This window comes from Methylobacillus gramineus, from assembly GCF_020532675.1.
Classification (GTDB): Bacteria; Pseudomonadota; Gammaproteobacteria; order Burkholderiales; family Methylophilaceae; genus Methylobacillus; species Methylobacillus gramineus.
Map to the genome: position 1 here is coordinate 918981 of NZ_JAJAVE010000001.1, position 14138 is coordinate 933118.

Annotated in this window: 13 protein-coding genes; 3 read left to right on the plus strand and 10 right to left on the minus strand. The window is 39.6% G+C overall.

The window, feature by feature from the left end:
• Position 1 precedes the first annotated feature (1 nt).
• The 3 genes from LG201_RS04240 to LG201_RS04250 form a co-directional block, all read right to left on the minus strand.
• The gene (locus tag LG201_RS04240) at positions 2 to 1075 is read right to left on the minus strand and encodes an ABC transporter substrate-binding protein (RefSeq protein ID WP_226770923.1); all 1074 of its coding nucleotides are present in this window, start codon (positions 1073 to 1075) and stop codon (positions 2 to 4) included.
• A gap of 178 nt (positions 1076 to 1253) precedes the next feature.
• Positions 1254 to 2315, minus strand: a complete 1062-nt coding sequence (locus tag LG201_RS04245) for an ABC transporter substrate-binding protein (protein ID WP_226770924.1) — start codon at positions 2313 to 2315, stop codon at positions 1254 to 1256.
• Between the two features lie 13 nt (positions 2316 to 2328).
• A complete protein-coding gene (locus tag LG201_RS04250) occupies positions 2329 to 3060 on the minus strand; it encodes a class II aldolase/adducin family protein (protein ID WP_226771920.1) in 732 nt (243 codons plus the stop codon).
• 430 nt (positions 3061 to 3490) lie between these two features.
• Here LG201_RS04250 and LG201_RS04255 point away from each other — a divergent pair, with 430 nt between their 5' ends.
• Positions 3491 to 4627, plus strand: a complete 1137-nt coding sequence (locus tag LG201_RS04255; protein WP_226770925.1) for a sigma-54 interaction domain-containing protein — start codon at positions 3491 to 3493, stop codon at positions 4625 to 4627.
• A 57-nt stretch (positions 4628 to 4684) separates the two neighbouring features.
• Here the strand turns inward: LG201_RS04255 and LG201_RS04260 are convergent, their stop codons facing one another.
• Entirely contained in the window at positions 4685 to 5236 is a 552-nt protein-coding gene (locus LG201_RS04260) for an NAD(P)H-dependent oxidoreductase (RefSeq protein WP_226770926.1), read from the minus strand.
• Positions 5237 to 5552: 316 nt separating this feature from the next.
• On the opposite strand from LG201_RS04260, the gene LG201_RS04265 reads away from it, so the two are divergent.
• Together LG201_RS04265 and LG201_RS04270 are read left to right on the plus strand one after the other, a co-directional pair.
• Positions 5553 to 5888, plus strand: coding sequence for a hypothetical protein (locus tag LG201_RS04265; protein WP_226770927.1), 336 nt, complete (start codon positions 5553 to 5555; stop codon positions 5886 to 5888).
• 156 nt (positions 5889 to 6044) lie between these two features.
• Entirely contained in the window at positions 6045 to 6578 is a 534-nt protein-coding gene (locus tag LG201_RS04270) for an acyloxyacyl hydrolase (RefSeq protein ID WP_226770928.1), read from the plus strand.
• Positions 6579 to 6608: 30 nt separating this feature from the next.
• Here the strand turns inward: LG201_RS04270 and LG201_RS04275 are convergent, their stop codons facing one another.
• The 6 genes from LG201_RS04275 to LG201_RS04300 all read right to left on the minus strand — a co-directional run bounded on the left by LG201_RS04275 (position 6609) and on the right by LG201_RS04300 (position 14114).
• On the minus strand, positions 6609 to 7001 hold the full coding sequence (locus LG201_RS04275; RefSeq protein ID WP_226770929.1) for a hypothetical protein: 393 nt from the start codon (positions 6999 to 7001) through the stop codon (positions 6609 to 6611).
• Between the two features lie 1055 nt (positions 7002 to 8056).
• A complete protein-coding gene (locus LG201_RS04280) occupies positions 8057 to 9739 on the minus strand; it encodes a glycoside hydrolase family protein (protein ID WP_226770930.1) in 1683 nt (560 codons plus the stop codon).
• Between the two features lie 219 nt (positions 9740 to 9958).
• Entirely contained in the window at positions 9959 to 11131 is a 1173-nt protein-coding gene (locus LG201_RS04285; RefSeq protein WP_226770931.1) for a hypothetical protein, read from the minus strand.
• Positions 11132 to 11136: 5 nt separating this feature from the next.
• A complete protein-coding gene (locus tag LG201_RS04290; RefSeq protein ID WP_226770932.1) occupies positions 11137 to 12180 on the minus strand; it encodes a nucleoid-associated protein in 1044 nt (347 codons plus the stop codon).
• A gap of 104 nt (positions 12181 to 12284) precedes the next feature.
• The gene (locus tag LG201_RS04295) at positions 12285 to 12725 is read right to left on the minus strand and encodes a hypothetical protein (protein WP_226770933.1); all 441 of its coding nucleotides are present in this window, start codon (positions 12723 to 12725) and stop codon (positions 12285 to 12287) included.
• Between the two features lie 126 nt (positions 12726 to 12851).
• Positions 12852 to 14114 (minus strand): hypothetical protein, encoded by a 1263-nt coding sequence (locus tag LG201_RS04300; RefSeq protein ID WP_226770934.1) that lies wholly within the window; start codon positions 14112 to 14114, stop codon positions 12852 to 12854.
• Positions 14115 to 14138: the final 24 nt, after the last annotated feature.

Genomic DNA, 14138 nt, shown 5'->3' on the forward strand with positions numbered 1-14138 from the left:
CTCATACCCCTTTACGTTCAGCCTTCAACGCACTACCCTGCCAATAATGCTCAAGATCAAGTTGCTTAAGTGCTTGCTCAACAAAATGTGGATTTAAAAGTTGATCAATATTGACCTCGCTCCTAATCAAACTAGCCTCTCTGGCATAACTGATAGCTCTACGATAATGTTCATATAGAGCTTGGTCATACATTGGCGACCAACGGTCTTTCCAAGAAACAATATCGTTGTCGTAATCACGACGCACAACACTTTCCGGTAATGCATTGGTGCCATACTGCTTGATATATTTGTCCTTATTCTTGTCTTGCGATGTCCAATAATTACTCTTCACATACGCTGTCACTATCACTTGAGTAAGCTCTGGATATCTCTTAACGAAATCATTACTCGCCCACAATCCACCCATCAATTTCCAATCTGGTGGAGAGTTTTTTGTGGACCATATAATGCGTCCTACCTTGCGGTCTTCCAGAAGATGAGCGTCATTCAGGCCAAAAAATGCGTCTACAGAGCCACTCGCTAATGCAGAAGCACCGACTTGAGGGTTGACATTGACTATCTTGAAATCCTTAAAGCTCAGTCCTTTGGATTCCACTAGATTGGCAAATGCAATCTCCCAGGGACGACCACGATGCAGAGCAATACGTTTTCCTTTAAGATCTTCCAAACTAGCTGCAGTAGATTTAATGGGCACAACCAGATAGGAATTTCCACTTCTTCCCCAGGGAGCAACAAGTTGCACCGCAGGCTTGGACGCATTGAGGATAATGGGAGGAAGATCTCCATAAGAGGCAAAATCCACTTTGCCACTGGCAAAACCTTCATTAATGATAGGGCCAACTGCAGAATGTGAAGCAGGCACCCACTCGATGCGCACGCCTTTATCTTTCAGAGTTTGCTCCAGCCCGCCTTCAGTCAGTACAACCTGTCCATTCAAATAAGTAGTTTTACCTGCAATGTTGTAAACCACAGCAGCAATACGTACTACTTTAGGCAAATCCTCGGCAAACGTTTTTCCGGCAGATAATATAGGAAGTGCGATAGCCAAAATCGGCAATATCTTCTTTAGCATTCATTACTCCAAAAACTGGTCAACAGATCATTCAGAATCCGACATGGGGTATCTGAACACTATTTAATCGCTGAAAATAAAAACAGCGTATTCGCCCGTTGACGGGTAAAACACGCTGAATGTGAGACAGTTCTTCTTGTAATGCGACTGCTTAAACCTGTAGCCAATACGCAATGGGTTATGCAACCTGGCGTTTTTCATTCAACCACTTCTGCGCCTCCAGCAATGGCCGTTGATCTACCCAAGCGTCTAGATCAAAATCTCGATCCAGTAATCCGTGTATCCACATAAAATTCTTCTGCTTGCGAAACAACGCTATGCGTTCAGGGGATAGCGAGGGCTCAAGGTGAAGATGAAAATCATTACGATAAGCCGTGCTAACCCCATCCGCACCAGCAAAGGTTTCATCCTGCAGAATTGTGCGTAAGCTATTGAGATTATTCTTGGCCCAGTCCGCAGCACGTAGGGTTTGATACATAAAGCGCACTACTAAATCAAAATGGTTTTCCAACAAGTCTTCATGTACGGTAATAGGCCGGGGAGTACCGTTATTAACGCGCGATCCCAGCTCAGCATAACTATCCAGATCGATACCTACGACAGCTCCCACTCGTTTGGCGGCCTCGACGGCAGAGGCACCCTTAACGTAAACAGCATCCACATTACCTGTAATAAGATCATCCAACCCTGCCCACAACCCACCTAAGACCTCTCGGCTGCGTCTAGCATCTCCACGACCACGACCTGCAGCGACCTCTACCAAATCTGCATCATCCAAAGTCAGCCCCGCCAAACCAAGCGCCCCCTTGTAACCATGCAAACTCATACCACGAGCTATACTGCTGCCACGCACATGATCCCTGATAGGATGATCTACAAAAGCGGGTAGCGCCAAACGTTTACCCTTGAGATCCTCAGGCTTGTTAATTCCCGAGCCAGGCCTAACCAGTATGGCTTGCCACTCATCTATCCATGTCAGTCCGATAAGCCGAGTAGGAGAAAACTGAGCACGAGCCGCAATTGCGAGCAGACTTCCACCTTCTCGGATCAATGTCGGTAGCTGATGATCGTAATGATGGCGGTTATATTCTCGCGGACCTTCCTGTAGAGTGGAAACCTTGATGTTATCTTTGGCAAACTCCTCCGTAAGCCACCCCAATTGGTAAGCAAGACCGGTTGCAGTTGGCACTGGACAACGTGTGAACCATATCTGGCTCAGAGGCTGATAGCTATCTGTCATGACACAGCCTCAATTAGATCAAATCAGTAGCAGGCAACAGATTCAATGCTTTTGCCTGATCATAAATTTTTGCCATTTTCCACTGCTGAGTCAGCACACCAGGACCAAAATCACGAGAACCTCCTAATGCATCAGCCAAAGTTTGGATGAGAGCGCCCTCTTCCAGTATCTGTATAAACTCAGCAGTCTTACGCAAACCTTGCTTACCCCATACAGTAGAGCCTCCATTAGCCTCCAAAATAGCGGTGTTGTGTGGGTTGAGCTTGATCTGATCAAGAATGAAATCTACTTCCTGCTGACGACGATCTATATATATAGGTATCTCGCGAATAAGTTTGAAGCGCTGCACTGGTACATAGCGTATAGGCAGAGTTCGATGTGTTTGTGCCCAGGCACCCAGGTATGGAGAATGTACGTGAGAAATCGTTGTCACATCTGGATGCTCTTTGAACAGCTTTGTATAACGACCCGAGCCTGCGACACCGCTAGCATTTCCTAATATCAGATTGCCATCAAAATCCACCACTACGGCCTCAACCTCTCTACCCTCCCAATTAAAAGGGCCGAGATCATTGACGATCACTAACTTATCTTCACCAGGCACACGCTCTACGAACCCCACTGTGCCGTTCGCGGTGACGGTACCTGCCTTACGGAATGCATCAAATGCAATCTTTGCATCCAGTAGCACTTGAGCAGCAAAAGCCTCTAAATCATTTTCTGTTTCAATAGCTGTAACTGTCATATTCAACCTCTATATCGTTATCATGGGGAGTAATCCCGCCTTAATATCCTGAAATAGTCAGGCTTAGATAAAGATAAATATGGCAAATCCCGTGCCAGGGGCAGAAGAACGTGTGGTTATATTTTTTTTATATATTTATCAGCCAGTTAAATATGTATAACTCAAAGAGTTTCAGAAAACTCCAACTGTTCAAAAAACAACAACTGCTTAAATACAGACAGACAAACCTTTTGCTCTGTTGCCACAAAAACATCTACAAATCAAACAGTGCAGGAAAGAGACATTAAACCTGCATCTAATGATGCAAGCAGGCCCAATAATAGAAATCCCCTATATTCTATAAATGAATATGGATATAAAAATATAGTTTTAGACTGACTAAAGAAACTTAAGTATATTTGCAGGACTATATACAAGGAAAGTCTGCCTAATGCATGCAGAACTATGGAATTACGAGCGCGCGTTTGAAAGTGCGGATCATGTTATTACTCACCCGAATCCAACGGCTGTTAGTTTGTCAGTTCGCGCAAGTGCATTGGTATTTAGTGACCCACAGTCTCAGGCACTACTTAATCTCATCGAAAAAATTGCAGCCAGCAATGCTACAGCTCTCATTATTGGAGAAACGGGCACAGGCAAAGAATTGATTGCTCGCCATATACACGCATTAAGCAATCGTAGAGAGGGACCTTTCCAGGCAATTAATTGTGGCGCCTTTTCGGAAACTTTAGTGGAAAGTGAGTTGTTTGGTTATGAGCGTGGTGCCTTTACTGGTGCAATCAGTTCAAAAATTGGCTGGTTTGAATCAGCCAATGGCGGCACTCTCTTTTTAGATGAAATTGGCGATTTACCACAATCCACACAGGTAAAACTACTGCGAGTCTTGCAAGAACGTGAAGTAGTAAAACTGGGCTCGCGCAAGCCAACACCCATTGATGTACGCTTAATTGCTGCAACCAATGTAGATTTAGAAGAAGCCGTTAGAGCAGGACGTTTCCGGGAAGACTTATACTACAGAATCAAGGTAGTGCCTGTTGACCTGCCTCCTCTAAGAGATAGGCCAGGTGATATCCTGCCATTGGTAGAGCACTTTCTAGGAGTATACAAAAACCGCCTCCACACAGATATTCCTAAACTTGCCCCAGAAACTATACAACAGTTGCTGGAATACCCATGGCCAGGCAATATTCGCGAACTAGAAAACGTAATACATCGCGCATTGCTCATTTCCACATCGGGGACATTGTCGCCCAAGGACTTGGGCCTGTCTCTGATTACTGCAAACATCAACAAACAAGAGCATCGACCGGCGCTCCAATCCGTTCATGGCAATAAGGGAAATGTTGAATTTTCAGCGTCCTCCACAATAGAAACATATCAACTGGAGCGTGTATTTAATCAATTATTTGAATCGCCCCCCCCTAATCTTTTCGAGCTTGTCAATTCAGTATTGGTCAAAAAAGCTTATGAATTTAGCAATAAAAATCAGGTTCATACAGCTAAGTTATTAGGGATTAGTCGTAACATCCTGCGTGCAAGATTAAAAGAACTTAACTTGATTGCCTAAATAAATACGCCTAAATAATCAAAAGTGGCTTTTTTTAAGCCTCTTTTGATTGCTCCTTCACGCCACTAATGACTGTGGCACTTCTTGCTTCAATAAGAACAAAGCCTGATCAACAGCGACATTCACGCGGTTACGAATCGATTCGCTAGTGAGCTGATAATCAGTGAATTCGGCATCCTTGGCATAAATCGCGGTTGGAGTGGTGTATATATTGAAGAAGCTGGCCAAGGTACGCAGTTGATAATCCACAACCAATGCATGCTGATCGCTGCCTCCTGTCGCAGCCAAAATAGCCACCTTGCCAGCAAGCACTTTGGGATCAAGCAAATCAAAAAAATGCTTGAGCAGACCGGTATAAGACGCCTTATAAACCGGACTGGCGATAATAATCAGATCCGCTTCCTGCAGCTTTTTATACGCAGCAGCCAGGACTTCTGGAAAATCACCGTATGAAATCGTACTTCCCAGCACTGTTGCAATCTGGGCGATATCTATAATCTCTACCGGAGAATGCAGTTTATGCGATGCATTTGCTGCAATTTCTTCAACCAGGGCTTTTGTTCTTGATGGTTGCGTCAAACTTCCTGAGATACCAACTATCCTTGCCATACATACTCCTACAATCTATTGATCAATTCACTCCACGCCGTGGCATGCTCTCTATATTTAGATTAGCAATAAAAGTGCCAGCCTCGAATTATCATTATAAATCAATTGCAAACAATAAAGCCCCCTCCATCCATTAAGGGTTAGTGCTGGCTTGGCAACTCCACTGCTGATTTACTGCTGATTAATCAGCAGACATTACCCCATGTGCTTCTAAATCAACACTTGAATAAACGTATACAGAGTTAAGAATATCGACATCAAGAAACTCTACTCCCGGCCCTGAGTCATACCTATCAAGTTAATCACAGGATCCATCATGAATAAGACGCTAAAAATGCTGCTGATTGTTGTTTTAGTGATTATCGCAATCTGGCTGGCATTTAACCAGTTACCCAACTATCTTGATCGCGACATTCTCAATGGCAAAGCTGCGGTACTCCGAGCAATCCCCAATGCTGAAAGTGTGGAATTCAAGGATCTACGCAAAGTGAAGTATGAAGGCCTGACAATCGTTTGCGGCCAGTTTGACGTCAAAGGCCAGACTGGTGAATATGTCGGCTATAAAAAATTCTCCGCCAAAGTGGTGGATAAGAACGCTGTATTCAATGAAGACCAAGAGCAATATGAGCTGTATTGCGCTGACACTGAATAAACTTAAAATGCGGACAGAAAGTTGTCTGCATTTCCTGATTTGTCGTCCTACTCCTACAATACAATCTTCTGCCTTCCTATAAAGCTCAGCATTCCCTCAGCTTTATGCTTATCACCATTGTTGCTATCCACACTTGTGATAAGAAAAGGTTAACCAATGAAAAAAATCGTTAGCATGTTAGCAGTCATCGGTGGTCTTCAAGCCACTCAAGGCTGGGCATTTGATGGCATATCCCTTACTGCTGGCAGTGATTCTGATGCTGATATGGCGAACATTGCAATACACTGGAATTGGGACAAGCGCTGGTTTACTAAGGGTGACTGGTTCTTGAGCGGATACTGGGAACTTGGTGCTTCGATTTGGAAAGGTGATAGCCCTTCACCCAAAAAAGAAATCTATGGAATAGGCTTTACACCGGTTTTCCGTTTTGAACGGCAACCAATCCATGGCATTGCTCCTTACATCGAAGCTGGCATTGGCATTAACCAATTTTCAGGCAAACAGGTCAATGGTGATACACGTATGGGGTCACGGTTTGAATTTAGTGACCATATCGGGCTAGGCTTAAAATTTGGCGAGAGACAGCAATACGATATTAACTATCGATTCCAACATTACTCTAATGCAGGCATTACTACAGAGAATCCAGGTATCAATTTCAACCAGATACGACTGACTTACCACTTCTAAATCCAGGCATTCAAGTGGTTCGAATCCAATTTACTCTCGAAGCTCGATGAGTAGCCCTTCACATGAACGCTTATCACTAAAATAAAGCTTACTGATATTATCAGTATCTGACAGCCTGCCCTTTGCCTGGAATTGAGCGGCAGAATAAAGCTTGAACGAGTCTAGCAGCATCCTGCAATCCGTATATTTCTCATACCCATCTTTACCAAATCGTGGCCACTCCTCAAATTTTCGAGTTGTCGGCCTATCAATAGCTTTCTTGAACTCTGCTTTGGTGGCAGAAACAGCAATTTGCCCCAACATGGCTTCATGCTCTTGTACAAAAACAAAAGTCTCTTTTGCTAACTCGCTCGCAGACTTGGCCGCCAGGACACTCATAGATATTAAGGCCAGGGTAAATAGCACGATAATCTTGCTGTACATAAAACACTCCGAAACGATGGAATTAATCCCTTATTAAACTCAATTATTGAGTAAAAAAGCAATTTTAAAGAAGCAGCAGCGCTAGATGTTAGGAAAATACTTGAAAGTTGCAAATTGCAAATTATAGATATCAAATACCAGCTAAGTCAATAAACCGCAGAGTATCAATAAATTGAATATGCCCCAAGAAAAACTGGGAGGGCTTGAAAGCCTGTAGTGACCGGCTTCTATTGGCGGAAGCGGTGTCCTTCATATTTATTACCTAACACACTGATAAGCATAACGATTAAAAATACCCCATATCCTCTTACCCCACCGCTAAAAATTTTCGTGGGAACCAAGATATTGATGGCATGTAAGGCTTTTAATTCACTTATTTAAAAAATAAAGTTGGCCTCGGGAAATATGTAACATACGTAACATAAAGTATTAAATCGGCTTGAAAGCCTTGCAGGACAAAGGAATTAGTAAATTTAAGAAACGTAACATTTAAGTAACCTTGATGTAATCAGGTTACATAATAATATGTAATATATTGTTATTATTACTTATATATAAATCAGTCACTTACGAGTAAGTTGCATAAAATATTACATAAAGTTACACTGATTTGTAATCAAAATAATCAATACAAATCAGTCACTTAATAAATTATTGTTTTAAAAATTACATATGTTACGTTTTTCCCGATGCCATCTTATTTTTCACCATTCACGCTCCCCTCATTTACCTTATGAATGAAGTGCATAAGTTGCGCGCATAAATTTGCATAAGGTTTATCCGTGGGGCGTTGGAGACGGTGCAACAATATTCGGCTTGCCTTGGTTATCGCCGCATGGTGCGCGGCGTTGCCACTTTCAGCATCAGCCTGGCAATTGGGATGTCAGAACTCATCCCGGAATTGCCAGTGACGGTGAGCGGTTGGAAGCCATCCATTGATAGTAGTGAATGGATCATTACCAGAGTAATACACTCACTATCTAATACTGGGCTTACAACAACACTTGACCTTGAGATAAAGGCTGAAAAGTAATGCGTGAATAGATTTAAATAACTTAAATTAAAGACACTGGTTTGATCTTAATTTCTGTTGGTTTAACTGAGAAAGTAACTCGAATTGAATAGCCATTCTTTAATGCTATGTTTCTTTTCGCACTGCCAACAGAGTAAAAATCTGTACCATTATGTGATATTTCAATATCACTGAGAGTCCCTGCTCTTAAATAGACCCACTGCTCATATCCAGAGGTGTTTTGATATATCCAAGGACTGGTTGTTATAGTTGTAAGATTAATATTATAAAATGGCAATCCTAAGTTAAACGATTCATAGCCCAAATCCGTAGGCCCTGGAACAACAGTTGTGAGATTGGAGCCAAATTTTGTTTTCGGTGCCAAATTAGAAGGTATTTGAAAAGTCTCTCTGGCTGCACCAACAGATTGCTCTACTAAATGCATATTATCAAGGCTCAGCCTTGTAAGCGGTGAGGAAGCATTATTGGCAATGTTAAGTAGTAAGCCAGTACCAGATTCAGAAGCAAGATTTACATTCCTGCCATATAAACCATCTATCTCTAAGTATCCTGAAACCGCGGGTTCATAAGCAATCCCAATTCCAGCCGTGTTCGCTACTGTTATATTCTTAAGCCTTGTATTAGTGGAATTTATCAATATACCTTGACTACTTGGAGTCCCATCAACTTCCAAATTTTCCACAGAAATATTTTTAGCGTAAATAGTCCCCGATAGAGATAATCCCCTCCAATTGCTAGAAATAATTTTTACATTCTGGATTTGAATGTTTTCAGTTATGTATCCTGCCCTTCCTAAAACATGCAAAGCGCCGGAAGCTCCACCTTTTCCAGCCCTTATAAGGGTAGCATTACTAATGAGAATGTTTGAATTTCCAAAGGTATTATAAGTGCCGGCTTCAGATGAAATTAAGATTCCAGCACCATCACAACCATCAACCAATACATCAGTTATTTGTACGTTCTTGCCACCAACTACTGTTACACCTCTACCATGCCAGGAATCTACAACAGTAACATTAGATATTTTAATATTTTGTGGTTGCCCTTGAACATTGCCAGCGGTATAACCGATTACTGCAACGGTGTCATCTCCGGCCATAACAGAATAGACACTATCGACAGTGATATCTTTACTATTACCTGTTACATGAACTATGTCCGCTCCTGAAGTATGAGAGTAAATATTGTAAACTCTAGACTTAGCAACATGCTTGAGCAATATATTACCCCCACTAAAATTCTTAAACCATAGATTGCTAAATTCAATATTTTCCCAAACTGTTTCACTACCTACTGGGGGTTCAACCTTAAAAGCGGTATTATTTTCAGGTCGATTACCTGTAAGAAATGAAGATTCAAAACTAAAATTTGAAATAGTAATATTTGAACCATTAATTAGAATTAAACTTCTATTTCCATTTTCATTTGTACAACGTAACACCGTACTTTTTCCGCTGCCTATGATTGATGTTGTAGTTATTAACATATCATTGACTGTCGCTGGGGAATACTCAATGACCCCCTCAGGTAGCTTAACTGGCAATCCCAATGCAGCAGCTTGGGTTAGTGCATTTCTTAATGCCTCGGTATTATCAATACCTTCGCCAGGGACAACACCAGACCTACGAACATCATAAACCTGCTGATTATCAAAAAAGATAGCTTCATTTTGTAAAGTTCCATTTACTAGAGATAATTGCATCATAGGTCCTTAGTTAGCGTATTTTTTTAATCACTGTTGCCATCTTCAACATTAATAGATGACCGAACTATCCTAAAACTTCCAGTGACGGTGAGTGGATGGGAGCCATCAATAGATAGTACGGATTGGGAGGTGGCCCGAACGGTTCACAGTCTTTCAAACTCAGGGTTTACTACTGCGGTGGATTTGGAAATGAGAAATATTTAAGATTATTTATAAAAATCACCAATTGACACAGATTATCACAATTGAAATCCCACAAATTACCCATGTGGATACTAGCCCTATCCATAATTGAATCCATACAATAGTTCGCCTATCCTCTAACTCGTTAGGGGGCTGTTCACAATCAATCAAACTTTGGTATTCATTGGACAATCTTGTAAAAAGCTTTTCATATTCATTCTTTAAAGATTCAAGAAAATTCAGTTGTCCCCAAATACTTGCAGTTAAAAATGCAGTTACAAATATTGTAATAATAATTACTGCTATTCCTTTCAGAATCGATTTGGAATCACTTGTTGAATGTACTTGAGTTATAGCCAACCAAATTGGAGCTGGTAGTATTATAAGTTTAGTCGAAATTTCTTGAAAAACATTATTAACTTTTCCGATATACTCAGTACGTTTCTCTTCATGCTCACGTCGAACTTTATCAAAACTATAATTAGAAATATATGTTTCAAAATTAAGTAAAAAATCCGAAACAAACTTTTGAAAATTCTGAATCAAATAATTTAATCTAGTGGCTTTATCACATCCTGACAAGAATGAAACAAGAGTTTTTTTAAGAAGGTTTTCTTTAACTTCTTTATGGTTATCACCTAGCGATATACTATTAATTAACTTTAAATCAATAGGCTTCTCTAATAATTCAAGATCAAATACCTTATCAATTTCAATCTTAACCCCATAAATAATTCCCCAATGAGTAGATTCAGAGTAATCACGAATTCCGTTTATGATATTTGCAAGACAAGATATTGATTTAAAGCCCTCAAACTTCAAATCAATATGTTCAGAATCCACAAGCAAATCTATTTCATTGAGATATATATCTTTTGGTGGATTCAACAAATATTTGTTATGTGAAAGAAATTCAACCCAATTTTCACCCAAAAATAAATCGTCATTAATGCAAGAGCCTTTTAAAGTAACCTCATAGTATTTATCAAAATGAGTTTCATTGAGTTCACTAACGCTAACAACATCTAAAAGATCTCCTGGATGATTAATCTGTCTATCCAGAAGTCCATTTATAGCTAACATTTTTAATGATTCAATATTAGCTGCATTCAACCTCAATGTACCAACACGATCGTTAGACAAGCGACTCTCTACTGCTGTGAGCTCCGCTTTGATTTCTTGATATGTTTTTAAGATTGTATTAGGCATTGCAATCATTCATTTTTTTGGATCTTCTTTCTTGCAGCTATCTCTTCTTCCAGCTCTTTTGTCAAACTTTCTGGAATGCCAGTAATTGTTAATTGACCGTTATTATAATGTACAGTTGAGCCAAGATGTTTTCTATCGAAACTTACATTGATACCTTTCCATGTACCTGAAAATTTCTCAAACCTTCTCAACTCTCGCCTATCAATAGATAGCTCTTCCCCCAATTGTTGTTTCTCATTAATATAATTGATAAACCCTAAAGGATTATCAGAAAAAGTAGCATTACTTAATTCAGACAATAAAACTGGCTCATCTGCTCTCAGTTTAGATGAGATATATCCGTGCGCATAATCCAAATAATCTTGTATATGATCGGGCTCTACCTTTAACTCTTCTTTGGCGTATTTCTCTATAGATGCCTTAAGAATTTTTGTTTCTATAACAAGAGCTTTTTTATCTCGCGTGCAACCGATATAATCTTGGAAGTAATTTCTCAACTCACCTGCAAGCCCTGTTTTGAAACGAATGTAACGTTCACCTTGCTTAGCCTCCCATCTTGACAAATTCACAGTCGCGCCTAGATGTAATTTATCCAAATCAAAAGTTTTAGAGGCAATCACTTTCAATGCTTCATCAATATCTAAGCCTTCAGTCATTTGTAGGATAGCTATAGCTAACCAATTTTCTGCACGATATTCATATTCATAAAATATCAAAAAACCACCCTTGACAGTAGTTTTAGATTTATCGTTAAGTACAGCTTCAAATTTCTTTGCCATATTGACAGTTAGAGTTAAAAATGAATCCTCATTCTTGTCGGCGAAGTAAGTAGCAATATATTGCTCATAAGGTGGCTCAACATCAAAATCACCATCAACCCCAAAACCACCAAGACTAAGACTTGCATTGGAAAAGAGTGAGATTAGTCTTTCAGTCAATTTTGGAGTCAGCACTTTAGGATCATCTAATTCCTCCCTATAAGTTGCCTTAACTTCACCTTTATCTCTTTCGCGTTGGACTTCGTGAATTACAAAACTCTTAATAGTCATTACTTTCTCCCCACCTATTGAAAATAAATTCCCGATTATTATTTAAGGCTTATCTACACCTGAACGTTTAAAAATATTCATAACTGCATCTTTAAACTCTGCAGTTAAATAATCCATACAGTGTTCGGTTGGGCTCTTCCCATGCCCACTACCCCAATATGTTCAAGAATTGGCACCAGGTAACTGCTAATCATGGTCCTTCGGCCATTTGGGATTCTTATGGCTCTGCAAAACGGACCTGCTGCATGATCTTCTTTTCGCGCAGTGATCTCACAAGGGTTAGACTCATCGTGAGCATTAGCCTGTAGATAGCGAATCGCTTCTATGAATGAAGCGCGATTAATAGGGATTTCCGTCTGAGCGCTCTCTGTGAGAATTACCACCCCGTTGGCATTTACTTCAATAATTGTAAATGTGACATTTGATCGTTCATCGGGAGTGTTGAGTGTCATGTCCTGTTCAATGTGGTGCCATGCTTCGTCAATTAAACGTTCTGCTTCATCCATTGCATACCCCTTTATGAAATTATTCAACTCAATTTTCACTTTTTCTCTTTTATGCCTTGACGCAAAGTCCTGTCAGCAACAAACCATATGAAAATCAATACAACTATGACCGATTAGGTAAGAAACACAACCTAACCCAATCTAAAATTTTATACTCAACTCGCATCAAGGTTCTTTAGGTTCAGATGAGCCAGGAAATTTTGACGTTATCCTTTTAATAAAGGCTATAAATGATTTTTTAAAATCTTCTGAAGATTCAAGTTGTCTTTGAAAAATAGGTGAATTAATAAACTCCTGCAAAGGACTTCCATAAGTATCTTTTTCAATCAATCTTAAAGGAATTTCATCAAACCTATTTAAGGCTGAGCCAAATAATTTTGCTTCAAATATTTCATTATCAAAACTTTCAGCCTCCCTTCGATACCCTTCATAAGCATTAGATATAGAAGCTTTGTAATAGTAATCCTCTGCAAGTTTGAATCTTTGTCCAATTTGCTTAGTTGCAATTAAAGCAATCCAGATAGGACCTCCGATTCCTATAAAAGAAAAGATAACTGTAATGATAATTTTATATGGCTCCGAATTCATGCTCAATAAATTATTTAATGCTTCCAGCCTTGAAGAACCAATAAGCAGACCTGTAATAAGTGAAACAATCAAGATGAATACCCACCACTTCATTGAGGAATGCAACTCATCTGCTCTTTTATTAAATGAAGATCCCAATGCGGTAGATGTGCCAATTCTGTGCAAGTCACTCAATTGATCGGTAAAATCTTTGGACTCTTTTCTTAACCTCTCTATTTGATCAAGAAGAGTTTTGCTGTCATTTTTATTCGTAACTATCTTGTTAAATTCAATATTTGAATCATTAATTATTTTATCTAAATTTGATTTTACTTGCTTTAAATCTTCAATTTCAATTGGTAACTCATCATTAATTTTTTCAGCTTTAGCCAATATATCAAGCTTGTAACTAATAGCATCTATCTCAGGCTCAATTTGTGCAAGTCTTGAAGAAACTAACTTTACTCTTCTTGCAAGCTTTGTTGGTAAGGCTTGTGAATCATCCACATTAACAAATATAGGATTAATATCATTCAATAAAAATCTTATTCTTTGCAAAGTGACAGCAATGGCTGCTAAAGAATCAGGTCCATGTCCTGAGTTAGCAATCCACTGACTAACAGTTGTTGCAGTAAATTGACCTATGCCTTGTATTATTTCAGAAATCACATTCAAATCCGAACTACTTAATTCAATTTCAGGATCAACTGCGTCAATCAAACTCATGATTTTTGTTATTTCATACTTCATCCCAGATTGCGAAAATTGTATTAAATTCCATCCAGGTAAAGCAGCACTATCCGGTATTGTAGAATGCAATGATGTTAAAGAATTTTTAAGGTTTAAGAGCTCACCATTCATGACTATCCCTCTCTTTTTCTAAAT

Coding starts and splice junctions, on each gene's coding strand:
- LG201_RS04240 (WP_226770923.1), bottom strand. CDS start 1,075: ATGCTAAAGAAGATATTGCCGATTTTGGCTATCGCACTTCCTATATTA.
- LG201_RS04245 (WP_226770924.1), bottom strand. CDS start 2,315: ATGACAGATAGCTATCAGCCTCTGAGCCAGATATGGTTCACACGTTGT.
- LG201_RS04250 (WP_226771920.1), bottom strand. CDS start 3,060: ATGACAGTTACAGCTATTGAAACAGAAAATGATTTAGAGGCTTTTGCT.
- LG201_RS04255 (WP_226770925.1), top strand. CDS start 3,491: ATGCATGCAGAACTATGGAATTACGAGCGCGCGTTTGAAAGTGCGGAT.
- LG201_RS04260 (WP_226770926.1), bottom strand. CDS start 5,236: ATGGCAAGGATAGTTGGTATCTCAGGAAGTTTGACGCAACCATCAAGA.
- LG201_RS04265 (WP_226770927.1), top strand. CDS start 5,553: ATGAATAAGACGCTAAAAATGCTGCTGATTGTTGTTTTAGTGATTATC.
- LG201_RS04270 (WP_226770928.1), top strand. CDS start 6,045: ATGAAAAAAATCGTTAGCATGTTAGCAGTCATCGGTGGTCTTCAAGCC.
- LG201_RS04275 (WP_226770929.1), bottom strand. CDS start 7,001: ATGTACAGCAAGATTATCGTGCTATTTACCCTGGCCTTAATATCTATG.
- LG201_RS04280 (WP_226770930.1), bottom strand. CDS start 9,739: ATGATGCAATTATCTCTAGTAAATGGAACTTTACAAAATGAAGCTATC.
- LG201_RS04285 (WP_226770931.1), bottom strand. CDS start 11,131: ATGCCTAATACAATCTTAAAAACATATCAAGAAATCAAAGCGGAGCTC.
- LG201_RS04290 (WP_226770932.1), bottom strand. CDS start 12,180: ATGACTATTAAGAGTTTTGTAATTCACGAAGTCCAACGCGAAAGAGAT.
- LG201_RS04300 (WP_226770934.1), bottom strand. CDS start 14,114: ATGAATGGTGAGCTCTTAAACCTTAAAAATTCTTTAACATCATTGCAT.